The sequence below is a fragment of the Flagellatimonas centrodinii genome (assembly GCF_016918765.2).
Lineage (GTDB): Bacteria > Pseudomonadota > Gammaproteobacteria > Nevskiales > Nevskiaceae > Polycyclovorans > Polycyclovorans centrodinii.
Genome location: NZ_CP092104.1, coordinates 339,863 through 362,505, shown reverse-complemented (window position 1 = coordinate 362,505; position 22,643 = coordinate 339,863). Strand labels below are relative to the sequence as shown.

Annotated in this window: 24 protein-coding genes and 1 tRNA gene; 11 read left to right on the top strand and 14 right to left on the bottom strand. The window is 65.8% G+C overall.

Annotated elements, in window-relative coordinates; translation table 11 throughout:
- Window positions 1-2 precede the first annotated feature (2 nt).
- The gene (locus tag JN531_RS01825) at window positions 3-1,358 is read left to right on the top strand and encodes an MATE family efflux transporter (protein ID WP_228347150.1); all 1,356 of its coding nucleotides are present in this window, start codon (window positions 3-5) and stop codon (window positions 1,356-1,358) included.
- 62 nt (window positions 1,359-1,420) lie between these two features.
- Here the strand turns inward: JN531_RS01825 and JN531_RS01820 are convergent, their stop codons facing one another.
- On the bottom strand, window positions 1,421-2,074 hold the full coding sequence (locus tag JN531_RS01820; RefSeq protein WP_228347149.1) for a hypothetical protein: 654 nt from the start codon (window positions 2,072-2,074) through the stop codon (window positions 1,421-1,423).
- Window position 2,075: 1 nt separating this feature from the next.
- Between JN531_RS01820 and JN531_RS01815 the strand changes: the two genes are divergently transcribed.
- The gene (locus JN531_RS01815; protein ID WP_228347148.1) at window positions 2,076-2,666 is read left to right on the top strand and encodes a hypothetical protein; all 591 of its coding nucleotides are present in this window, start codon (window positions 2,076-2,078) and stop codon (window positions 2,664-2,666) included.
- Here JN531_RS01815 and JN531_RS01810 read toward each other — a convergent pair.
- Window positions 2,653-3,234 carry a TlpA family protein disulfide reductase gene (locus JN531_RS01810; protein WP_228347147.1) on the bottom strand — a complete coding sequence of 194 codons (582 nt, stop codon included), beginning with the start codon at window positions 3,232-3,234 and terminating at the stop codon, window positions 2,653-2,655. The two genes, JN531_RS01815 and JN531_RS01810, sit on opposite strands and share 14 nt — an antisense overlap.
- A 79-nt stretch (window positions 3,235-3,313) precedes the next feature.
- On the opposite strand from JN531_RS01810, the gene JN531_RS01805 reads away from it, so the two are divergent.
- Genes JN531_RS01805 through rd form a run of 3 tightly spaced genes read left to right on the top strand, consistent with a single transcriptional unit; the run spans window position 3,314 to window position 5,026 of the window.
- Entirely contained in the window at window positions 3,314-3,925 is a 612-nt protein-coding gene (locus JN531_RS01805) for a TetR/AcrR family transcriptional regulator (RefSeq protein ID WP_228347146.1), read from the top strand.
- A 1-nt stretch (window position 3,926) separates the two neighbouring features.
- Window positions 3,927-4,853: a fatty acid desaturase gene (locus JN531_RS01800; protein ID WP_228347145.1), complete on the top strand. Its 927-nt coding sequence runs from the start codon at window positions 3,927-3,929 to the stop codon at window positions 4,851-4,853.
- A complete protein-coding gene (gene rd / locus JN531_RS01795) occupies window positions 4,850-5,026 on the top strand; it encodes a rubredoxin (RefSeq protein WP_228347144.1) in 177 nt (58 codons plus the stop codon). Before JN531_RS01800 ends, rd begins: the two co-directional genes overlap by 4 nt.
- A 39-nt stretch (window positions 5,027-5,065) precedes the next feature.
- Here rd and JN531_RS01790 read toward each other — a convergent pair whose 3' ends face one another.
- The 5 genes from JN531_RS01790 to JN531_RS01770 form a co-directional block, all read right to left on the bottom strand.
- On the bottom strand, window positions 5,066-5,368 hold the full coding sequence (locus JN531_RS01790) for a P-II family nitrogen regulator (RefSeq protein ID WP_228347143.1): 303 nt from the start codon (window positions 5,366-5,368) through the stop codon (window positions 5,066-5,068).
- A 3-nt stretch (window positions 5,369-5,371) separates the two neighbouring features.
- A complete protein-coding gene (locus JN531_RS01785) occupies window positions 5,372-6,319 on the bottom strand; it encodes a sodium-dependent bicarbonate transport family permease (protein ID WP_228347142.1) in 948 nt (315 codons plus the stop codon).
- 22 nt (window positions 6,320-6,341) lie between these two features.
- A complete protein-coding gene (gene pyrC / locus JN531_RS01780) occupies window positions 6,342-7,412 on the bottom strand; it encodes a dihydroorotase (RefSeq protein WP_228347141.1) in 1,071 nt (356 codons plus the stop codon).
- Between the two features lie 512 nt (window positions 7,413-7,924).
- Window positions 7,925-8,000 (bottom strand) — tRNA-Asn (locus tag JN531_RS01775).
- 61 nt (window positions 8,001-8,061) lie between these two features.
- Window positions 8,062-9,243 carry a pyridoxal phosphate-dependent aminotransferase gene (locus tag JN531_RS01770; RefSeq protein WP_228347140.1) on the bottom strand — a complete coding sequence of 394 codons (1,182 nt, stop codon included), beginning with the start codon at window positions 9,241-9,243 and terminating at the stop codon, window positions 8,062-8,064.
- 157 nt (window positions 9,244-9,400) lie between these two features.
- On the opposite strand from JN531_RS01770, the gene uvrB reads away from it, so the two are divergent.
- Window positions 9,401-11,449, top strand: coding sequence for an excinuclease ABC subunit UvrB (gene uvrB / locus JN531_RS01765; RefSeq protein ID WP_228347139.1), 2,049 nt, complete (start codon window positions 9,401-9,403; stop codon window positions 11,447-11,449).
- 130 nt (window positions 11,450-11,579) lie between these two features.
- Window positions 11,580-12,998 carry a sodium:proton antiporter NhaD gene (nhaD, locus tag JN531_RS01760; protein ID WP_228347138.1) on the top strand — a complete coding sequence of 473 codons (1,419 nt, stop codon included), beginning with the start codon at window positions 11,580-11,582 and terminating at the stop codon, window positions 12,996-12,998.
- A gap of 264 nt (window positions 12,999-13,262) precedes the next feature.
- Here nhaD and JN531_RS01755 read toward each other — a convergent pair whose 3' ends face one another.
- The 4 genes from JN531_RS01755 to JN531_RS01740 all read right to left on the bottom strand — a co-directional run bounded on the left by JN531_RS01755 (window position 13,263) and on the right by JN531_RS01740 (window position 15,707).
- Window positions 13,263-14,084, bottom strand: a complete 822-nt coding sequence (locus tag JN531_RS01755; protein WP_228347137.1) for a DUF4198 domain-containing protein — start codon at window positions 14,082-14,084, stop codon at window positions 13,263-13,265.
- A 25-nt stretch (window positions 14,085-14,109) separates the two neighbouring features.
- Window positions 14,110-14,616: a DUF2271 domain-containing protein gene (locus tag JN531_RS01750; protein WP_228347136.1), complete on the bottom strand. Its 507-nt coding sequence runs from the start codon at window positions 14,614-14,616 to the stop codon at window positions 14,110-14,112.
- Window positions 14,617-14,627: 11 nt separating this feature from the next.
- Window positions 14,628-15,266: a PepSY-associated TM helix domain-containing protein gene (locus JN531_RS01745; RefSeq protein WP_228347135.1), complete on the bottom strand. Its 639-nt coding sequence runs from the start codon at window positions 15,264-15,266 to the stop codon at window positions 14,628-14,630.
- Between the two features lie 99 nt (window positions 15,267-15,365).
- The gene (locus JN531_RS01740; protein WP_228347134.1) at window positions 15,366-15,707 is read right to left on the bottom strand and encodes a histidine triad nucleotide-binding protein; all 342 of its coding nucleotides are present in this window, start codon (window positions 15,705-15,707) and stop codon (window positions 15,366-15,368) included.
- Between the two features lie 78 nt (window positions 15,708-15,785).
- Here JN531_RS01740 and msbA point away from each other — a divergent pair, with 78 nt between their 5' ends.
- Genes msbA through kdsB form a run of 4 tightly spaced genes read left to right on the top strand, consistent with a single transcriptional unit; the run spans window position 15,786 to window position 19,476 of the window.
- The gene (gene msbA / locus JN531_RS01735; protein WP_228347133.1) at window positions 15,786-17,561 is read left to right on the top strand and encodes a lipid A export permease/ATP-binding protein MsbA; all 1,776 of its coding nucleotides are present in this window, start codon (window positions 15,786-15,788) and stop codon (window positions 17,559-17,561) included.
- Window positions 17,539-18,537, top strand: coding sequence for a tetraacyldisaccharide 4'-kinase (gene lpxK / locus JN531_RS01730; protein WP_228347132.1), 999 nt, complete (start codon window positions 17,539-17,541; stop codon window positions 18,535-18,537). The genes msbA and lpxK overlap by 23 nt, the downstream gene beginning before the upstream one ends.
- Window positions 18,527-18,718 (top strand): Trm112 family protein, encoded by a 192-nt coding sequence (locus JN531_RS01725; protein ID WP_228347131.1) that lies wholly within the window; start codon window positions 18,527-18,529, stop codon window positions 18,716-18,718. The genes lpxK and JN531_RS01725 overlap by 11 nt, the downstream gene beginning before the upstream one ends.
- A complete protein-coding gene (gene kdsB, locus JN531_RS01720; protein ID WP_228347130.1) occupies window positions 18,715-19,476 on the top strand; it encodes a 3-deoxy-manno-octulosonate cytidylyltransferase in 762 nt (253 codons plus the stop codon). Before JN531_RS01725 ends, kdsB begins: the two co-directional genes overlap by 4 nt.
- On the opposite strand, the gene JN531_RS01715 is transcribed toward kdsB, so the two are convergent.
- From JN531_RS01715 to JN531_RS01705, 3 genes are read right to left on the bottom strand one after another with little or no spacing between them, the layout of a single operon-like run.
- Window positions 19,467-20,696, bottom strand: a complete 1,230-nt coding sequence (locus JN531_RS01715) for an ABC transporter permease (protein WP_228347129.1) — start codon at window positions 20,694-20,696, stop codon at window positions 19,467-19,469. The two genes, kdsB and JN531_RS01715, sit on opposite strands and share 10 nt — an antisense overlap.
- Window positions 20,693-21,388, bottom strand: a complete 696-nt coding sequence (locus JN531_RS01710) for an ABC transporter ATP-binding protein (protein WP_366522390.1) — start codon at window positions 21,386-21,388, stop codon at window positions 20,693-20,695. The genes JN531_RS01715 and JN531_RS01710 overlap by 4 nt, the downstream gene beginning before the upstream one ends.
- Window positions 21,389-22,630, bottom strand: a complete 1,242-nt coding sequence (locus JN531_RS01705) for an efflux RND transporter periplasmic adaptor subunit (protein WP_228347128.1) — start codon at window positions 22,628-22,630, stop codon at window positions 21,389-21,391. It abuts the gene before it with no gap.
- Between the last annotated feature and the right edge of the window lie 13 nt (window positions 22,631-22,643).

Sequence of the window (22,643 nt, the reverse complement as noted above, 5' to 3'; positions counted from 1 at the left end):
CCATGCGCGAATCAACCCTCGAACGTCTGCGGACCGAGGCCGGCCGCAACCTGCGGCTGGCCTGGCCAATCATCGGGGCGCAGCTGCTGTTCATGAGCATGGGCACGGTCGACACCATCTTCGCCGGCCAGCTGTCCGGCCAGGCGCTGGCGGCGGTGGCGGTGGGGACCAACGTCTTCTTTCTCGGCTTCGTCACCCTCATGGGCTTGTTCATGGCGCTGGCCGCGCTGCTGGCACAGCAGCGCGGGGCCGGGCGGGGCCCGCGCGCCCTGGGGCAGCAGATCTGCGGGGCGGTCGGCCTCGCCGCTGGCTGTGGCGTGCTGTGGGGTGTTGGCACATGGTTGACCATTGATCCCCTGCTGGCGATGTTGCAGCTGTCATCCGTGGTGAGTGCCGGCGCGGCGGAGTATCTGCGGGTGGTGGCGCTGGCCACCGTGCCGCTGTGCCTGTGCTTCGCCTTGCGCAACGGCGCCGAAGGGCTCGGCCACACCCGGGTCGCCCTGCTGGCCGGGGTGGTGGGGCTGGCGATCAACGCCGGTGGCGACTACCTGCTGATGTACGGTCGCTGGGGGTTGCCACAGTTGGGCGCGGTCGGCGCCGCCTGGGCCAGCGTGCTGGCGTCCATCGGGATGCTGCTGTGCTACATCGCGGCCTATCGTTGGCATCCAGCCTTGCGGCTGCTGGCGGTGGGCGCACAGTTGCCGGTGTATTGGCGTCGTGGCATCCAGCCCTTGCTGAAGCTGGGGCTGCCGGTGGCGGCCATCCTCACCGCCGAAGCCTGGCTGTTCCAGGTGGGGGCATTGATGATGGCGCGGTTTGGTGACGTCGCCGTCGCCGCTCATCAGATCGCCATCAACTTTGCCGCCATGAGCTTCATGGTGCCGCTGTCGATCGGCATGGCCACTACCGTGCGGGTGGGCAATGCCGCCGGCCGCGGTGACCCGCGTGCTGCCGCCCTGGCCGGGCGGGTGGGCATTGCCCTCGGCGTCAGCTGGGCGCTGATGGCAGCCACCCTGATGGCGCTGGCGCCGACGGTGATCGTCAGTGCCTACACGCGCGATCTTGCGGTGACACCGCTGGCGGTAGGACTGCTCACCTACGCCGCCCTGTTCCAGCTATTCGACTGCATTCAGGCCACCAGCAACGGCGCCCTGCGTGGCCTGCACGACACCCGCGGGCCGATGGTGATCACCGTACTCGCCTATTGGGCCATCGGCATGCCGGTGGCGGTGGGCCTTGCCTTCTACGCCGATGTCGGGCCGGTCGGTATCTGGTGGGGATTCATTGTCGGGTTGGCGGTGGCGGCGGCCGGGTTGTCGTTCCGTTTCGTCCGGCGGACGGGGGGGCGCGTCGCCTGAGGGCCGCGGTTCCCCCAGATAGGGGGTTCTGGATTTGACTCATTGCTGACACCTTGCGGGTGTCAATTCATGTCGGAATCCGGAGTCTCGCTGATGTTTGTCAGAACCCCTTGGGCCATCGCCTTCGCCGCCGCCACGATGGTCGGTCTCACCGGCTGTGACCCGAGCAACAGCGGCCCGACCCCGAGTCCGACGCCCAGCAGCACCCCGACGCCCGCCCCCAGCGCGACGCCGACCCCGACGCCGACAGCGACCCCGACGCCGACGCCAACGCCGGTCGTGACGCCGACCCCGACGCCGACGCCCACCCCGACGCCGACCCCGACCCCGACCCCGACGCCCACCCCGACGCCCACCCCGACGCCGACCCCGACCCCGACGCCGACGCCGACCCCGACGCCGACCCCGACCCCGACGCCGACGCCCACCCCGACGCCGACGCCCACCCCGACGCCGACGCCCACCCCGACGCCGACGCCGACGCCGACCCCGACCCCGACCCCGACGCCGACGCCGACCCCGACGCCGACCCCGACGCCGACGCCAACGCCCACCCCGACGCCGACGCCGACCCCGACGCCAACGCCAACGCCCACGCCCACCCCCACCCCGACGCCCACGCCCACACCGACACCCACCCCGACACCGGCGCCGAGTGCAAGCGCGGCGGCGTGCTTCGATGACTCGGGCGCCGTCTTCGGTACGGAGCTCGACATCGTGATTCGCTCGACCGATGGCGAGACCGGCGCTGTGCTGACATCCACCTCCGATCTGTTGGTCAGAGGCACCGCCGTGTTCAAGGGCGCAACTACCATTGAGACCGTGGCCACCGTGCAGGCACGGTCGACGACGAATCCGGAACTCAACTCAGATTCGACCACCTACGAGTACTACAACGTCAACGCTGCGAATCGGCGTTACGACTTCCACGGCATTCGTACGGAAACATCGTCGCCGTTTGCCATCACGGTTACGGTTTCGAACGATCCCCCCCGCTTCGAGATTTATGATCTCGACGCTGGGCAGAGCTACATGCAGACCTATTCGGTCACCACCGAGAGCTCGGCGATCCCATTTCCGATTCCGGCGACCAGTATCTCGAGCACCACGACTTATGTCGGCCGAGAGCAGGTATCGGTCCCTGCGGGGACCTTCGAGGCCTGCAAGTTCACTGACACTGACGGCACCTCGAACACCACCCGTTGGATGGCGGTCGGCTCCGGCATCTTCCTGAAGTCGATCTCCGACGGCGACGTCAACGAACTGGTCAGCTACTCGATCAACGGGGTGCCAGTTACCGGGAACTGATCGGTGGCGGAAACGCCCGCTGCAGCAGCAGCGCGGCGTTCTGCCGAATGTCGGCGCCGAAGCTGTCGCCAAAGCCGTGATAAATGCGGAAGGCGCGGCCGTCGACATCGATCAGGTAGCTGGCCGGTAGTCGCCAGACGCCGTAGCGGCGTGAGGCGATGCCGAGCATGTCGCTGACGATGGGATAGCCCACCGGCGTGCGTTGCAGGAACGCCTCGGCCTTCTCGACAGTGTCGTCGACGCCGACACCGAGCACCTCGAACTGATCGTGCCAGCCGATACGGTGCAGTTCGTCGCGGATGCGGTCGATCTCCGGCATGGCAATGATGCAGGGGCCGCAATACGAGGCCCAGAAATCCACCAACACCACCTTGCCTGCGAGATCCGACAGTCGCGTCGGCGGGCCGTTGAGGCTGGGGCCGGCGATGTCGGGGGCGACGTCGCCGGGGGCCAGGCCGTCGGGAATGGCGGCGGGCGCGGCCGCCGCAAGCGGGCCGCCGAAGGTGGCAAGGGTGGCGAGGGCGCCGCTGCCGAGCAGCAGGCGTCGCCGGAGGAGATCGTGGCTCATGCCGACATTGTGCCCCGGGGTCCGGCCGCGCGGGTCGGCGGGCTTGACGTCATAAATATTACAACGTTAAATAAATGGCATGGCCCGACCCGCCCTGACCACCGATGCCCTCGATGCCATGCGCCAGCGACTGGTCGCGGCGGCACTTGATGTCTACCGGCAGGCGGGTCTGGAGGCTCTGAGCTTCCGGCGGCTGGCGGATGTGATGGGTCTCAGTCACACGCTGCCGTACCGCTACTTCGCCCACAAGGAAGCCTTGCTGGTGGCGATGCGGGTGCACTGCACCCAACAGTTCGAAGCGTTCGTGCGGGCGCGTGAGAACGTCGATGCCGGTTGGACGGCGCAGCTGGATTCGGTGGCGGCCGCCTATGTGGCTTTCGTGCAGGACGACCCGCAGGCTTACCAGCTCATCTTCACCACCGAACAGCCGCCGCCGGACCGTTATCCGGCGCTGCTGGCCGCCCGGCGGGCGCTGTTCGACCATATCGTGGACGTGCTGGCCGGGGGCGTCGACGACGGCGCCATCCGCGGCGAGCCGCGTCAGTTGGCACACCTGTTCTGGGTCAGCTTTCACGGACTGATGACCTTGCATGTGGCTAATCAGCTGGTGCACGGCCAGACCTTGCAGGATCTGGTCACCCCCTTGATGCGGCGCCTGCTGGGTGCTGATGCCGCGGCCACCGGAGCCTGACATGCGTCAACCGACGTTCACCTTGTCGCACCTCGATGGCGCTGCTCAGGCCCGCTTCCGCGCCCTCACCCGTGCGCCGCGGGTGTCATGGCCAACGATGGTGCTGTGGGGCCTGGTGATGACGGTCTATCTGGGGTCTGACGTGCTGGCGGTGATGGGGGTGATACCGTTGTGGCTGGGCATGCTCTGCAACAGCGTGATCGGCTACCTCGCTTTCAGTGTGGTGCACGATGCCATCCACCGCGCCATCTCGACCAACACCCGGTTGAATGACTGGGTCGGCCAGAGTGCGGTACTGCTGGGCGCGCCCTATATCAACCTGAAGCTGTTTCGCTGGGCCCATATTCAGCATCACCGGTTTGCCAACGGCCCCCGTGATCCCGACTTCGTGCTGCACGGGCCCTGGTGGAGCCTACCGTTCCGCTGGATGTTCATCGACGGGCTCTATCTGCGCCATGCGCTTCGCCACGGCGATCGGGTCTCTCGGCCGCACCTGGTGAGTTCGTTGTGGTGGGCGGCAATCAGTTTTTCCATCATGGCGGTGCTGGTCGTCTGGGGCTACGGGTGGCATGTGCTGATGCTGTGGTTCATCCCCTCGCGGGTGATCTTCCTCACCCTGGGGTTCAGCTTCTTCTGGCTGCCCCATGTACCGCACGACACCGAACAGGAGGCGAACTTCACCCGCGCCACCAGTGTGCGTATCGGTTACGAGTGGTTGCTCGGTCCCTTACTGCAATATCAGCACTATCACCTGATCCATCACCTGTTTCCGATGACCCCGTTCTACAACAACGAAAAGGTCTGGACCCTGCTGGCGCCCGAGCTCTGGCAACACGACCTCGCGGTGCAGCACGGGTTTGCCATCCGCCCGACGGTTCACACGGCGCCGCAGCCGCGTGCGCCCATTTCGGAGGCCAACACCCGATGAGCATTGCCACCCGCCGTTATCAATGCCGCTTCTGCTCACACGTGTACGACGAGTCCAGGGGCGACCCCGACAGCGGCATTGCCCCGGGAACGCGCTTCGAGGATATCCCCGACGACTGGATGTGTCCCGAGTGCGGCGCCGGAAAGGACGACTACGAGCTGATCGAGGCTTGATGCCGACGTCACACGTTGCGGCGCCCGCACGTGCGGGACTCAGAACTTGTCCGACCGCAGGACCTGAACGTCGGAGATGAAGATGATCATGGCGAAGTGATCGTAGTAGTGATCACGCAAGTGCATCGCGATGGCGTCAGCGGTAGCACTGTCGCACAGCGTTTCCAGGCGCAGGTTGGCGTTGCGATCCCAGCCGGCATCGCGAACGCCGCGACTTCCTTTGCCCCGGGCCTCGGTCAGGGTGTAGCCGCGGGCTCCTAGGCGCTCGATGTCGGCAATCAGCCGCGCCTCCAGTGGTGCTTCGCAAATGACGGTGACCAGTTTTCGAGTTTCGGTCTGCATCGATCAGCCCCCCGGGGAAAGCAGCAGGCGAACGCCAGCGTGGTAGAGCGGAATGCCCACCAGGATGTTGAAGGGAAAGGTCACGCCCAACGCCGCGCCCAGCGATAGCGATGGACTGGCTTGAGGGACTGCCATGCGCATCGCGGCCGGGACCGCAATATAGGACGCGCTCGCTGCCAGTGTGGCGAGCACCACGATGCCACCCTCAGACAGTCCGAGCGCCCACCCCAGGCTTCCGCCGATGATGGCCGACAGCATCGGAAAGAAAATTGAGAAGGCCACCAGAAAGGCACCGGAACGTCGGAAATCGCCCAGCTGGCTGACCGCAATCAACCCCATCTCCAAGAGAAAGATGGCGAGGATGCCCTTGAAGAGGTCAAAGAACAGGGCGCCAATCGGCGCAATGCCGTCGGCGCCCGCAACCCAGCCGATCAACAGACCACCCGTGAGCAGGACGATGCCCTTGCCGAGGAAAATCTCCCGCGCCAGGACACCCCACTGCAACTGGCTGCGGCCGCCCCGCGCCAGAAGGATGCCAACGACGATCGCCGGCATCTCCAACAGCACCACGAATACCGGCATGTACTCTTCGTACGCGATGCGTTGGGAGCCGAGATACGCTGCGACCACTGCATAGGTGCCGACGCTGACCGAGCCGTAGTGCGCCGCAATCGAGGCGGCGTCGGGACGAGACAGCTTCCCGGCAAAGTAGAGGACCGGATAGGCCAGCAGCGGCAGCAGCAGCCCCATCGCGACCACCGCCAGCATCTGTGGCGCCAGGGTCAGCAGCGGTTGCCGCGACAGCTCGACGCCCCCTTTGAGACCGATCGCCAGCAGCAACAGCATGGTCACAAAATCATAGACTGCCGACGGTAGGCGGAGGTCAGACCGCAGCAATCCGGCTACCGCACCGAGTACAAAAAACAGGACGACCGGATCGAGGGTATTCATCTTGGGTCGTCTCCCGGCTGGGCTACGCGGTTGTGTCCGCCGTGACCAGCGACCACGGCATAGGCTCGCCTGCGCGAAGGGGCAGCAGTGCACCCTGTTGGGTCTCGAGCAGAGACGGCACGGTCCACGAGCGACGCTCCAGTGTCAGCAACTCGCTGCTTCGGGGCAGCTGATAAAAATCGGCACCGTAAGAGCTGGCAAATCCTTCAAGTCGATCCAGCGCGCCAGCAGCCTCGAACACCTCGGCGTAGAGCTCAATCGCAGCATGCGCACTGTAGATCCCTGCACAACCGCAAGCCGACTCTTTGTCGCGACGCAGGTGCGGCGCGCTGTCAGTGCCGAGAAAGAACTTCGGGTTTCCACTGGTGGCGGCCGCGACCAGAGCGCGTCGGTGCTCCTCGCGCTTGAGCACGGGCAGACAGTAGTGGTGAGGCCGAAGCCCGCCGGTGAACAGGGCATTGCGGTTCAGCAGCAGATGGTGCGCCGTGATGGTCGCTGCGACACGTGCGGGGGCCTGGGTGACGAACTCCACCGCCTGGCGGGTACTGATGTGCTCAAGGACCACTCGAAGGCGCGGATGCCGCTTCAGCAGTGGCGACAACTCCTGCTCGATGAAGACGTGCTCGCGATCGAAGACATCAACCGTGGGATCGGTGACTTCGCCGTGGATCAGCAGCGGGATGTCATTGGCCTCCATCGCCTCGATGGTGCGATCGCAGCGGCGGATGTCCTGAACCCCGTGCTCGGCGTTGGTCGTGGCGCCCGCCGGGTACCATTTGACGCCGTGAACCTTGCCGCTGCTCTTGGCGCGTTCGATTTCCGATGGCGGTGTACGCTCGGTCAAATACAGCGTCATCAACGGATCGAAGTGATGGCCCTGTGGGACCGCCCGCAGGATGCGATCTCGATATTCAAGGGCCTGAGCTGTCGTGGTGACCGGCGGCTTGAGGTTGGGCATGACGATGGCACGGCCGAACTGGCGCGCCGTGTGGCCGACGGTGAAGGGCAGGATCGACGAATCACGCAGGTGCACATGCCAGTCGTCCGGTTTCCGGAGGGTTAGACGTTCTGGCGCGTTGTTTTCAACAGACATGTCGGGGTTCCGCAAGCGGTGTATGAGAGTCGCGACGCCCCACCGGCAAAATGTTGGTCGCACCTCGCCGGATGCCCGGCGCTGCACTGATGCCGGCCCGTTCCGGCGCCGCCCCTAGTATCGGATATCCGCTGATCCGCCGTAAGCGCTGCCGGCCCGAAATCGTCCGCATTGCGTGCCAGCGGCTCCTAAACAAGCTGCCATTTCATGCGCGTTTGGCGTGCGTCTGCCGCAGGCAGACCACCCTCAAGCACGCCCTGGCGTGCGCGATCAACCATGCTCGTTGGTTCGAGCGGCCGGGCAACAAAAAAGGCCTGCCGAGGTGCAGACCTCTGATGTTCTGTAAGTGGCTCCGCGAGTTGGACTCGACCCCGCGTGGTGGGCGGGGCGTCTGCCGCAGGCAGACCACCCTCAAGCACGCCTTGGCGTGCGGGATCAACCATGCTCGTTGGTTCGAGCGGCCGGGCAACAAAAAAGGCCTGCTGAGGTGCAGACCTTTGATGTTCTGTAAGTGGCTCCGCGAGTTGGACTCGAACCAACGACCCGCTGATTAACAGTCAGCTGCTCTACCAACTGAGCTATCGCGGAACAGTCGGGGCGCGCAGTTTAGTCAACCCGCCCCGGTGATGCAACGCTTTTGGCCGCGGTCCTACCCGGCAATCTTGCGCAGGCGCTCGACGCTGCCCTTGAGCACGGCGTCGCTGGTGGCGAACGACAGGCGCAGGTGGCCCGGCGAACCGAAGGCCGAACCCGGTACCACCGCCACCAGCGCCTCGTCGAGCAGGCGATCGGACAGCTCCAGGTCAGTCTTGCAGCCGAGCTTGGCCATCAGGCCTTCGACGTTGGGGAAGACGTAGAAGGTGCCGTCGCCCGAGGGGCAGGTGACACCGGGCACGGTGTTGAGGTCGGCCACCAGCGCATCGTGGCGGCGCTTGAAGGCGGTCACCATCTCGTCGACACAGCCCTGGTCGCCGTTGAGCGCGGCCACTGCGGCCGCCTGTGAGATGGAGGTGGGGTTGGAGGTGGACTGGCTCTGGATGTCGGCCATGGCGGTGATCAGCTGCTGCGGGCCGCAGGCCCAGCCGAGGCGCCAGCCGGTCATCGAATAGGTCTTCGAGACCGCGTGGATGATGACGGTGCGGTCGTACAGCGCGGGACAGGCGTTGATGATGTTGCTGTACGGCTGGCCGGTCCAGAGGATCTTCTCGTACATGTCGTCCGAGGCGATGACCACCTGGGGGTGGCGCAGCAGCACTTCGCCCAGCGCCGTCAGCTCGGCCTTGCTGTAGGCCATGCCGGACGGATTGGAGGGGGAGTTCAGCCACAGCATGCGGGTGCGCGGGGTGATCGCGGCTTCCAGCTGCTCGGGGGTGATCTTGAAGCGGGTGGCGGCGGTGGTGGGCATGGTCACCGGGGTGCCGTCAGCGAGCAGCACCATATCCGGGTAGCTCACCCAGTAGGGCGCCGGGATCAGCACCTCGTCACCGTCGTTGAGCAGCGCCTGGCAGAGGTTGTAGCAGCTCTGCTTGCCGCCGCAGGACGCCAGCACCTGCTTGGGCGTGTAGGTCAACCCGTTGTCACGCGCCATCTTGTCGATGATGGCCTGCTTCATCGCGGGCGTGCCGCCCACCGGGGTGTATTTGGTCTTGCCGTCGCGGATCGCCTGGTGGGCGGCGTCCTTGATGTGCTGGGGAGTGTCGAAGTCGGGTTCGCCGGCGCCGAGACTGAGCACGTCCTTGCCCTGAGCCTTGAGTTCGCCGGCCTTGGCGGTCACCGCCAGGGTGGGGGAGGGCTTGATGCGGGTGACGCGCTGCGCGAGGGTGAATTCCATGGGCGGGGACCTGGGAGCGGAACGAACGGAACAAACGGCGCGCATGATACGGGATGCCGACGGCGAATTCCCCCGCCCGACCGGGCAGGGGGCCCACTGCTTGCAACCCCGTGGGGGCGTGGCACTCTAGGCGGTTCCGCCGCTTGTTGTGCCCCACATGTCCGATTCCGCCACCAAAGTCGTCCGCCTGCGCAGCCGCCGGGACGAGCCATTCCAGATCAAGGCCGACTGGGCGCCCGCCGGTGACCAGCCGGCGGCCATCCGTCAGCTCATCGAGGGGCTCAATGACGGCCTGGCGCACCAAACGCTGCTGGGGGTCACCGGCTCGGGCAAGACCTTCACCATCGCCAACGTGATTGCCGCGGTGCAGCGACCGACGCTGATCATGGCGCCCAACAAGACCCTGGCTGGGCAGTTGTATGGCGAGTTCAAGGAGTTCTTCCCCAACAACGCCGTCGAGTACTTCGTCAGCTACTACGACTACTACCAGCCCGAGGCCTACGTGCCGTCGTCGGACACCTATATCGAGAAGGACTCGGCGGTCAACGAGCATATCGAGCAGATGCGCCTGTCGGCCACCAAGGCACTGATGACGCGCAAGGACGCCATCATCGTCGCCAGCGTCTCGGCCATTTACGGCCTGGGCGACCCGGATGCCTATTTCCAGATGGTGTTGCACCTGATCAAGGGCGAGCGGATGCCGCAGCGCGAGCTGATCAAGCAGCTCACCGCGATGCAGTACACCCGCAACGAGGTTGCGCTGGACCGCGGCACCTACCGGGTGCGCGGCGACGTGATCGACATCCACCCGGCCGAATCTGACGACGAGGCGGTTCGGGTAGAGCTGTTCGATGACGAGGTCGAGAGCCTGAGTTTTTTTGACCCGCTTACCGGCGAGGTCAAGCGCAAGGTGCCGCGGCTGACGGTCTTTCCCAAGTCGCACTACGTCACGCCGCGCGAGCGCACTTTGGCGATGATCAGCGATATCCGCGAGGAGTTGCAGGAGCGCATCGCCCATTTCCGCAAGGTCGAGAAGCTCATCGAGCTTCAGCGCATCGAGCAGCGCACCCAGTTTGACCTGGAGATGATCAACGAGATCGGGTACTGCAAGGGGGTGGAGAACTACTCTCGCTACCTGTCGGGCCGGGCACCGGGGCAGCCGCCGCCGACGCTCTTCGACTACCTGCCGCCGGATGCACTGGTGGTGCTGGACGAAAGCCATGTCACGGTGCCGCAGATCGGCGGCATGTACCGCGGCGACCGCAATCGCAAGGAAACTCTGGTGGAATACGGGTTCCGCCTGCCGTCGGCGCTGGACAACCGCCCCCTCAAGTTCGAGGAATTCGAGGCGATCTGCCCGCAGACCATTCATGTGTCGGCCACCCCTGGCCCCTACGAGCTTGAGCATTCGGTGGGGGCGATTGCCGAGCAGGTGGTGCGCCCCACCGGGCTGGTCGACCCCGAGATCGATGTCCGCCCGGCGGGCCGGCAGGTCGATGACGTGCTCGGCGAGATCCGCCTCCGTGCCGAGCGCGAGGAGCGGGTGCTGGTCACCGTGCTGACCAAGCGCATGGCGGAGGATCTCACCGACTATCTCGGCGAGAACGGCGTGCGGGTGCGTTATTTGCACTCCGATGTCGATACCGTCGAGCGGGCCGAGATCGTCCGCGACCTGCGGTTGGGCGTGTTCGACGTGCTGGTCGGCATCAACCTGCTGCGGGAGGGGTTGGACATTCCCGAGGTGTCACTGGTGGCGATCCTCGATGCCGACAAGGAAGGCTTCCTGCGCTCCGACCGCTCATTGATCCAGACCATCGGCCGCGCCGCCCGCAACCTCAATGGCCGCGCCATTCTCTACGCCGACCGTATGACCGGCTCGATGCAGCGGGCCATTGACGAAACCAACCGCCGGCGCGAGAAGCAGGTGGCCTTCAACCTGGCCAACGGCATCACGCCCAAGGGTATTCAGAAACGGGTGCAGGACGTGATGCGCCTGGGCTATGAAGACACGGCTGTGGCAATGAAGGCGGCGGAGGCCCGCGCCCGGTACGATGCCATCGTCCCGCCGGAGCTGTTGGCCAGGCAGATTGCCAAGCTGGAGAAGGAGATGAAGCAGGCGGCCTTGAATCTCGAGTTCGAGAAGGCCGCCAAACTGCGCGACGAGGTTCGCAAACTGCGCGAGCAGGCGATCGTCCACGCCGCCTGACGAACGGCTGGAGTCGGTGCCCGGACCCAAGCCGCAGGCTGGCTCCGGGGGGTGGAGCCGGCTCGCAATCTGGCAAAAGCGCCGCCCGGATGCTAAAAAGCGCGCCCTTCATGTCACTTTCCTGACGGTCATGCGCGCGCTCCTACTTTCCCTGTTGTGCCTGGTCCCCGGTCTCGCTGCGGCGTCGGAGGCGGCAGGTGTGACGCACGATTTCACTGCGCACTGGATCGGCCTGACAGCGGTGGTCATCTTCGTGCTGGCCTACACCCTGGTGGTAATGGAGGAGTGGCTGCACCTGCGAAAATCCATCCCGGTGCTGATGGCCGCCGGATTGATCTGGACCCTGATCGGCTTGGGTTACGCACAGCTCGGTGACTTTCACACCGCCGGCGAAACCGTGCGTCATAGCCTGCTGGAATTCGGTGAGTTGTTCCTGTTTCTGCTGGTGGCGATGACCTATATCAATACGCTGGAAGAGCGTGGCATCTTCGATGCCTTGCGCGGCTGGCTGGTTTCGCGGGGCTTCTCCCTGCGGACCCTGTTCTGGTTGACCGGTTTGCTGGCCTTCTTCATCTCACCGGTGGCCGACAACATGACCACGGCATTGGTGATGGCATCGGTGGCGATGGCGGTCGGCAAGGGTCATCCCGGCTTCGTGGTCGTTGCCTGTATCAACATTGTTGTTGCCGCCAATGCCGGTGGCGCCTGGAGCCCATTCGGCGACATCACCACCTTGATGGTGTGGCAGAAGGGCGTGTTTCCGGCGCATGAGTTCCTTGCGCTGTTCCTGCCGTCAGTGGTCAACTGGCTGGTGCCGGCGGCGATCATGTCGTACTCACTGCCCAAGGCTACCCCGGAGGCCCTGCAGGTGCGCCCCGAGGTGCTTCGGGGGGGGTACCTGGTGATCTTCATGTTTATCGGCACCATCGCGCTGACGGTGAGCCTGCACAGCTTCCTGCACTTGCCGCCGGCGCTGGGGATGATGGGCGGGCTGGGCCTGCTCAAGCTTTACAGCTACTACCTCAACCAGACCGGCAAGGCGATGCAGAACAGCCTCATCGAACGGGGCGGCCTGGCAAGCAGCGATAGCGACGCTCAGCCGCTCAATGTGTTTGATCAGGTGGCGCGGGCCGAGTGGGATACCCTGCTGTTTTTCTACGGCATCATCATGTGTGTCGGGGGGCTTGGAACGCTGGGCTATCTGGCCCTGGGTTCCGAGGTGTTGTATGTCGATCTCGGGCCGACCGTGGCCAACGTGCTGGTGGGCGTGGTGTCGGCAGTCATCGACAATATTCCGGTGATGTTCGCGGTGCTCACCATGTTTCCCGACATGAGTGACGGCCAATGGCTGCTGGTGACCTTGACGGCTGGGGTCGGCGGATCATTGTTGTCGGTGGGGTCCGCCGCTGGCGTTGCGGTAATGGGGCAGGCCCGCGGTGTCTACACGTTCTTCGCCCACTTGCGCTGGTCCTGGGCCATTGCCCTCGGTTATGCAGCGTCCATTGCCGTTCACTTTTGGGTGAACAAGGCCTTGTTCCTGCTCCACTGAAGCGGCGTGATGCACTCAAAGGCCCCGGCAACGACCGGGGCTTTTTAATGTGTGCTGCCGAGGTCCATCAGAAGGTTGCGTTGACGCCGCTCTAACGGATCCGGACCTTGTCGTGGGCATTCCGGACATCGAAGCGAACACTGTTGTCGGTGAAGCCCTGACCCAGCGGGAAGACCGGGTTCATCGTGTTCAACGCTCCGGTACGGGTTGTGGTGTGACCGAGTTGGTGGTCTGTCGTCGTGACGGCAGGCGGAACTTGGAGGCTCATAGCCCCGGCAGTACCTCGAAGGTGGCGGCATAGCCGCCGCGGCGGCGGCTGGCCGGGGCCGCTGCGTGGTCATCCTCATACTCTGCTTCGAGGAAGTAGCGACCGGCCTCCGGCCAACGGATGTCGAACCGTCCTTCGGGGCCGCTCGTTGTGGTGATGGCATTCTGGTTGTCGCGGTAGCGCATGCCGGCGGGCAGTACGGTGATCTCAGCACCAGCCGCAGGTTCGCCGTCGATCAGCAGGCGGAACTGGGCGGACTCGCCTGCGAACAGGTCGTTCGGATGCGTGATCGGAACCAGCTCCAATCCGACGCCGGTGGGGGTCAGCGCGGTGTCGCTCGGCGCACCGGCGGTGACGAAGGTCTCGTTGCGACGCGAGAACTGTGTGACCGCCAACTGGTCCGCCTGCTTCGGTACGTTGCGTGCAAATCCTTCGGCACTGAATGGCTCGCCACGGGGCGGCCAGAAGCGTCGCTCGCCGTTGTCCTTCCAGCTGGCACTGAGGCCATGGCTGGCGGCGAAGACCTTGTAGGTCCCCGGCCGCGACAGCTCGAGATCGAATGTCGTGCGGAAGCGGCCAGTGGCCACATTCTGCAATGCCACGGGCTCACCGCCGGGGCCGGTGGCGCTCAGACCCTCCGCGCGCAGCGGGTGATAGTCGGTATGGAAGATGTCGTTGGACACCGCCGCGTCGAAGGTGACCCACGGCGCCTCCCCCGACAGCACGGTGGCACCGGGCAGGATCCAGGCGCGGTGGGCCGGAGCGGTGAAGGGCAGGGTGAGGGCGAGGCTGCAGATGGCGAGGGTGCGCAGGCGCATGGGGGTCTCCAGATGACGCAGCAGTTCAGGGGGTTAGGCGCAGGACAACAGTGCCGAGCTCTGCACTGCCAGCGTCACGGTGTTCGCTCGGGGTGTTCGGCGGCCATTCGAATGGCAGACGGATGACTTCGCGGCCGCCGACTTCACGCGCGACCTCGACCTGCAGCACATATGGGCCTGCGGGGAGGGTGGCGAAGGGCGGCGTTTCGCCGTCCAGCATCAGACGGTGATGGCCGGGGGCACGGGTGGCGCTGCTGATGGCATCGGCCGGCATCGTCAGGCTGCGACCATCGCGACGCCACCATTGCCGCAGGTCCTTCAGCCATTTCTCGCCCTCGCGGTTGGGCATCTTGAGGTCGTACCAGACGGCAAGGGAGGTGGCACTTCGGCTGTCCTCGGGCTCGAGCCAGATCGCGACATACGGGCGGTGGTACTCGGCGACTGACAGCCGTGGGAGCTCGATGTCGAGCGCCAGTTCGGCGGCATGCAGGGGCAGGGCGACGACGGTGAGAAACAGCAGTATCAGGCGCATGGGGGCCTCGGTCAGTGGATCAGGAACAGCGCCAGCAGGGCCGGAATGAGGAGCCCGAGGCCGGTGATCGGCCAGGTGAGCGGACGGTGGCCAGCGTGCAGCTGCAGCAACACAAGCCCGCTGAGACAGAACACCAGCGTGGCACCGGCGAACAGGTCGATGAACCACGACCAGACGGGGCCGGTATTGCGGCCCTTGTGCAGATCGTTGAGGTAGGCGATCCAGCCACGGTCGGTTCGCTCGTACAACACCGCGCCGGAATGTCGGTCGATGCTGAGCCAGGCGTCCCCCCCGGGGCGCGGTAGGTTCAGATAGATTTCGTCGGCGGACCATTCGGCCGGTCGGGTGTCCAGCCACAAGTCGAGCGCCTCGGCCATCCATTGGCGCAGCGCCGGCGGCAGGGCAGCGCCCTCGGGCAGGGCACCGGTGATCATCGGCCGCAACGACGGCGGTACGCTGGCCTCAATCGTGACGCGTTGAGGTTGGGCTTCGATCTGACCGGCGTGATTGAGGGTGATCCCGGTGATGCTGAACAGCAGCATGCCGACAAGGCACAGCGCCGAGCTGATCCAATGCCATTGGTGCAGTGTCTTGAGCCAGCGGGCGCGGGGACTTCGGGCGCGGGTGGGGCGGTCGGCAGTCGCCGTCATGGCAATGTCGAGGTGAAATGAGATCGCAACTATAAATGCGAATGATTCGCATATCAACTCAGGTGCGAAGTCAGACCGCGATGCCGGGCCTGTGCCGGCTCAGCCTGGCGGCCAGTGCAGCGGGCGTCCGGCGAGGATGTGTAGGTGCAGATGGAAGACCGACTGGCCCGCTTCGGCGCCGTTGTTGACGACCAGACGATAGGCTTCGCCATGGCCTTCGGCAGCGGCAATCTTGCTGGCCGTCAGCATCAGGTGGCCCAACACTGCCTGGTCATCGGCGCCGGCATCACACAAGCGGGGGATCGGCTTGCGCGGAACCAGCAGGATGTGAACGGGCGCGCCCGGGTTGATGTCGCGAAACGCCACGCAATACTCGTCTTCGTGAACGAGCGTGGCGGGAATCTCCTTGTCGATGATCTTCTCGAAGAGGGTCTTGGCCATGGGCTTTCGGTGAAGGCGGGAGGAGCCTGAATGCTACCATTGCCATCCCATGCCAGACCGGGCCTTTGCAGCCGCCCCATGAGCGCGCCAGATCCCAACGACCTCCGACCGATGGCGGTCTACCGCCGTCTGCTGGGCTATGCCTTGCCCCATTGGAAGGTGTTGGTGCTGGCCTTCATCGCCACGGGCGTCTTCGCGGCCGTCGATGCCAGCTTTGCCGCGCTGGTGAAGCCGCTGCTGGATCAGGCGTTCGTCGCCCAGAACCCGACCTACATTCGCTGGCTGCCATTCGCCATCGTCGGCCTGTTCCTGTTGCGCGGGGTCTCGTCCTTCATTTCGGCCTATGGCATGGCCTGGGTGGCACGACGGGTGGTGATGGAGGTGCGCGGCGGGCTCTACGACCATCTGCTGCGACTGCCCGTGCGCTTTTTCGATCAGGTCTCACCGGGCCAGGTGATCGCCCGTCTCACCTACCACGTCGAACAGGTCGCCGATGCCGTGACCGGTGTGCTGACCACCGTGCTCAAGGATGGGCTCACCGTCATTGCCCTGATTGGCTGGATGCTGTGGCTGAACTGGCAACTGACCCTGTTCGCCTTTGCGGTCATGCCGTTCATTGCCGTCATCATCACCTATGTCAGCCGCCGCTTCCGGTTGATCAGTGGCCGCATCCAGCAGAGCGTCAGCGATGTCACCGATACCGCCGAGGAAACGGTAGGCGGGCAGCGTGTGATCAAGCTCGCCAACGCCGAGCCAGCCGAGCGCAGGCGGTTTCAGGGTGTCAACAACCGGAATCGCCAACTGTCGATGAAGGTGGTTGCAACCCAGGCGGGCAGTGCTGCGGTCATCCAGTTCATCGCGGCCTGGGCGGTGGCGGCCATCGTCTATTTCGCCACCCAACCGGCGATGCTGGAGGTCATGAGCCCCGGCACGTTCGCCTCGTTCATGCTGGCGATGCTGTCGCTGCTGCAGCCGATCAAGAGCATGGGCAAGATCAACGAGCGCCTGCAGCGGGGGATCGCCGCCGGCACCGAGATCTTCGCCATGATGAACGAAGCGCCCGAACCGGTGGGGGGTGACCGCCCGCTGTCGCGAGCGCGGGGCGAAATCCGCTTCGACACGGTGCGATTCCGCTACCGCAGCGAGCTTGAGGATGCCCTGCAGGGTGTCAGCTTCACGGTCATGCCGGGGCAGACGGTTGCCTTTGTCGGGCGATCCGGTAGTGGCAAATCGACCCTGTTGTCGCTACTGCCACGCTTCTACGACCCGACCGACGGGACGGTGCTGCTGGACGGCCACGATACCCGCGAGTACCGGCTCACCGACCTGCGCTCACAGATCGCCCTGGTCGATCAGCAAGTGCGATTGTTCAACGCCAGCGTCGCCGACAACATTGCCTACGGACTGCCGCAGCGACCCGATCGCGATGCAATCGAGCAGGCGGCTCGCGCTGCCAACGCCTGGGAGTTCATCGAGAAGTTGCCGCAGGGTTTGGATACCGTGATCGGGTCCGACGGGCAGCAGCTGTCCGGTGGCCAGCGCCAGCGCATTGCCATCGCCCGTGCGCTGCTGAAGAACGCGCCCATCCTGATTCTCGACGAAGCGACCTCGGCACTGGATACCGAGTCTGAACGTCTGGTCCAGGGTGCGCTGGCTCGGCTGGTCGAGGGGCGCACGACGCTGGTGATCGCTCATCGGTTGAGCACCGTGCAATCAGCCGACTGCATCGTGGTGATGCAGGATGGCCGTATCATCGAAACCGGGGGGCACGAGCAGCTCCTGGCCCGGAATGGCCTGTATGCGGCGCTCCATCAGATGCAGTTCGAGGCGCATGCCACTGACGAAGCGGCTTGAGCGGCGCTGGTATGCCGCCAGGCCGCCGCCGCTGTTGCTGCGGCCGCTGGCAGCGCTCTATGGGGCAATTGCTGATCAGCGCCGACGCAGTGCCAAACCGCAACGGGTGCCGGTGCCGGTGGTGGTGGTCGGGAACATCAGTGTTGGCGGGACCGGCAAAACACCCGTGGTGATCTGGCTGGTCGAGGCGCTACGACAGCAGGGGTGGCGACCCGGCGTCATCGCCCGCGGGTATGGCGGGGCTCGGCATCCTCATCCCCGTCGGGTGCAGGCCGATAGCGCCGCCGCCGAGGTTGGCGACGAACCCCTGCTGATCCACTTGCAAACCGGGGTACCTGTGATGGTTGGCGCCGACCGCGTGGCGGCCGCGCAAGCCCTGGTGGCGACCGGCGGCGTCGACATTCTGGTGGCGGACGACGGCCTGCAACACTATCGCCTGGGCCGGGATGTCGAGCTCTGCGTGGTCGACGGCGTGCGCGGGCTCGGTAATGGTGCCCGCTTGCCGGCCGGGCCGCTGCGGGAGCCGGCGACGCGGTTGGCGGACGTCAGCCATGTTCTGGTCAACGGTGGCGACTGGTCGCCGCCCGGAACCCCACCCTGGACCCGGTTCACGCTGCAGCCCGGCGCACCACGACACCTCGCGGCCATGGAGGCGGCGGAGCCACTGGCGGCTTGGGCCGGTCGACGGGTGCATGCGGTGGCCGGCATCGGCCGACCGGCCCGTTTCTTCGACACCCTCGAAGCAGCCGGGATGACAGTGGTGCCGCATCCCTTTCCCGATCATCATGCATTCGTGCCTGACGATTTGCCGCCCGCCGATCCGCACTGTCCGGTGTTGATGACCGAGAAGGATGCGGTGAAATGTCGGCACTTTGGCCATGCACAATTGTTTGCCCTGCCGGTGCGCGTGGCGATGCCCGAGGCCGCACTGGCAACCGTATTCAGGACACTCAAGGAATCTGCCGATGCTCGATAAACGTCTGCTTGACCTGCTGGTCTGCCCGGTCACCAAGGGGCCGCTGGTGTGGCGTCCGGAGGTTCAGGAGCTGTGGTGCCGGTCGTCCCGTTTGGCTTACCCGGTGCGCGATGGCGTACCGGTGATGATCGAGGACGAGGCGCGGACGCTCAGCGACAGCGAGCTGGATCAGCTGCGGTGACGACGCCGTTCAAGGTGGTGATACCGGCGCGCTTGGGCTCGACCCGTTTGCCCGGCAAGGTGCTCCGCAACCTCGCCGGCAAGCCGATGGTGGAGCACGTCTGGCGCGCCGCCTGTGGCGCCGGCGCCGACGAGGTGATCGTGGCCACCGATGATCAGCGGGTGGCCGATGCCTGCGCCGGATTTGGTGCGCAGGTCTGCATGACCCGCGCCGACCATGCGTCCGGTACTGACCGCCTGCACGAAGTGGCGACGCAACGTCGCTGGCACCACGACACGCTGCTGGTGAATCTGCAGGGCGACGAACCGCTGATGCCGCCGGCACTGCTGCGGCAGGCGGCGGCCCTGCTGGCCGATGACGCGGACGCCGACATCGCCACCCTGGCGCATCCGCTGCACGATGACGGCGAGTTCGCCGATCCCAATGTGGTCAAGGTGGTTCAGGATCTGCGTGGCTACGCCCTGTACTTCTCGCGGGCGCCGATCCCGCACCGGCGCGAGGGCTCGCCCGCGCGGCCGGCGGCTCTGGCACTGCGGCACATCGGTCTCTATGCCTATCGGGTGGGCGCGTTGGCACGCTTTGCAGCCCTGCCGCCTGCCGAACTCGAAACCTGTGAGGCACTGGAGCAGTTGCGGGCGCTGGCGCACGGCCTGCGCATTCGTCTCGGGGTGATCGAGACGCCACCGCCCCGTGGTGTCGATACCGAAGCCGACCTGGCGGCCGTCGAAGCCCGCCTGTCCGCAGCCGCTCACTCGTAACGCAGGGCGTCGATCGGGTCGAGGCGTGAGGCCTTGTGGGCCGGGTAGAGGCCGAAGATCACGCCGATCAGTCCGCTGATCCCCACCGACAGCAGGACGATGTCGACCCGGATCAACAGCGACCAGTCGAAGCGCGCCGCCAGTTGCTGGGCCACCAACACCCCCAGCCCGACACCGAGCAGTCCTCCGACCAGCGCCAGGGTCAGCGATTCGATCAGAAACTGGCCGAGGATGTCGCGCGGTCGCGCCCCTACGGCCATGCGCACGCCGATCTCGCGGGTCCGCTCGGTGACCGACACCAGCATGATGTTCATGATGCCGATACCGCCGACCACCAGCGAGACGAAGGCAATGGAGGCCAGCAGCGCCGTCAGCGTCTGGGTGCTTTCCTGGCTGGCGGTGGCGATCTCGCCGAGATTGCGGACGCTGAAATCGTCCTCCTTGCCCGGACCGATCCGGTGGCGCTCGCGCAGCAGTGCGGTCACTTCCCGCTCGGCCAGCCCGGTGGCGGATTCGGATACTGCGCTGAGCACGATCTGTCCGGGAATGAAGGTACTCAGGCTGCCCTCGATGCGAGCCTGAAAGCTGCTGACAGGGACGAACACGACGTCATCGTTGTCGCCGCCCCACCCGGAATCGCCCTTGGCGCCGAGGACCCCCACCACTTCGAAGGGCGCGTTGCGAATACGGACGATCTGCCCGCGCGGGTCGACGCCTTCGCCATAGAGTTCACGGACCACCGTCTGGCCCAGCAGGGCCACCTTGGCGTTGCCGGCAACGTCAGACTCGCTGATGGGGCTCCCCAGCGCCAGTGACCAGTTGCGGATGTCGAAATAGTCCGGGGTGACGCCATGGATGGTCGAGGTCCAGTTGCCACTGTCGGCGATCACCTCGGCCGAGGTGCGCAGCTCCGGGGCGGCCAGCCGGACGCTGGGCAGCGTGCTGCGGATGGCCTCGAGATCGGTCCAGCTCAATGTCGGCTGCGAGCCCGCGCCGCCGCGTACCCCGCCACTGCGGGAGGAGCCGGACCGCACCACCAGCATGTGGGTCCCCATGGAGGCGAAGGTTTCCTGCACGCGGGCCTTGGCGCCTTCGCCGATCGACACCATGGCGATCACCGCCGCGACCCCGATGATGATGCCGAGCGCGGTCAGAAACGCACGCAGCCGATTGCGCGCCAGCGCCCGCACCGCAATGAGGAAGGTGAACCAGGGATTCATGCCGCCACCGCCGTCTGGCGGAGGTCACTGCGGAGCTGACCATCGCGCAGGGTGATGACCCGCGCCGCGTGCTGGGCGATATCGGGTTCGTGGGTCACCAGCACCACGGTGATGCCGCTGTTCCCGAGGGTCTGCAGCAACTGCATGATGTCGCGGCTGGTTTCGCTGTCGAGGTTGCCGGTGGGTTCGTCCGCCAGGATCAGTTGCGGTTCGCTGACCAGGGCACGGGCAATGGCGACCCGCTGCTGCTGGCCGCCCGAAAGCTGGTTGGGGAAGTGGTCGAGGCGGGCCCCCAGGCCGACCCGCTCCAGGGCTGCCCGCGCCCGCGCGTGGCGCTCGCGGGCCGGTATGTTGGCGTAGAGCAGCGGCAGTTCGACATTGTCGAGCGCCGAGGTGCGGCTGAGCAGGTTGAAGCTCTGGAACACGAAACCCAGCAACCGATTGCGAACCCGTGCCAGTTGATCTCGACTGAGCCTCGACACGTCGTGCCCGGCCAGGCGGTATTCGCCCCCGCTGGGGGTGTCAAGGCACCCGAGGATGTTCATCAGCGTCGACTTGCCGGAGCCTGAGGTGCCCATGACCGCGACGAACTCACCCCGGTCGATGGTGAGGTCGATGCCGCGCAATGCGTGCACCGGGACCTCGCCCAACTGGTAGCGCTTGTGGACCTGGCGCAGTGCGATCAGCGCCACCTACAGCACCCGAAAGCGGCGCGACCCGCCATCCCGGGCGTCGCCCCCAGCATCCCCGGCCGGGCCGGTGATCACGGGATCGCCCGGCGTCAGGGGGGGATCCACCAATTCGGTGTGCAGGCCATCGCTGAGGCCGGTCCTGACCGGGATGCGCGCAGCGTGTCCGTCGCGCATCACCCATAGGGCGCTACCCCGTTCGCCCGGCGCCTCCGCCGATACATCTGCCGGGCGGAATCGCAGCGCACTGGTCGGTACCCGCAGGACATCGTCACGACGATCAATGATGAAGCGCACATTGGCGGTCATCCCCGGCTTCAGCTTGAGGTCCGGGTTGGCGACGTCGATCACGGCGTCGTAGGTGACCACGTTGAGCGCCACCGTGGCGGCATTACGAATCTGCCGGACGGTGCCCTCGAACGTCTCGCCGGGGTAGGCATCGACGGTGAAGACCACCGACATGCCATCGCGCAGTCGGCCGATATCGGCCTCGGCGACGCTGGTGTTGACCTGCATCTCGCGCAGGTCCTGGGCGATGGTGAACAGCACCGGCGCCTGCAGTGAGGCGGCAACGGTCTGACCGACATTGACCGAGCGCGAGATCACCACGCCATCCGTGGGTGACACGATATCGGTGTACCGCAGGTTGGCTTCGGCCTCGCGCAGGCTGGCGCGCGCCTGCTGCACGCTGGCACGGGCGCCGATCACGTCGGCGGCAGCGGCTTCGGCCGTGGCAAGGGTGGTGTCCCGCTCGCTGCGGGCGATCAGGCCGCGGCCAACCAGCTCTTCGGCGCGTTGTGACTGGCGCCGGGCGTCGGCGGCCTGCACTTCAGCGCGGCGGACATTGGCTTCTGCCGCGGCGACATTGGCGCTGGCCCGTTCGACCGCAGCCTCGAACAGTGACGGGTCGATCTTGGCGATGGGTTCGCCCGCCTTCACCGTGCTGTTGAAGTCGGCATACAGGGCCTGGATACGGCCGCTGACCTGACTGCCGACATCGACCGTCACCAGTGCCGACAGGGTGCCGGTGGCGGTGACGCTGGCCTCGATGGTGCCGCGATCGAGCGGCACGGTCCGGTAGGCAGCCGGCGCGACATCCGGCGGGCTGCGCGTGAAGTAAACCGCTGCCAATACGATGGCAATGCCCGCCAGTGCCCACATCCACCAGCGGGAGCGGGTAGCGGGGGGGGGCAGGAGGTCGACTGACGAGGCGGGACGCGGCTCAGCGCTGGAGGTATCGTGCATGATGCTGTTGTGA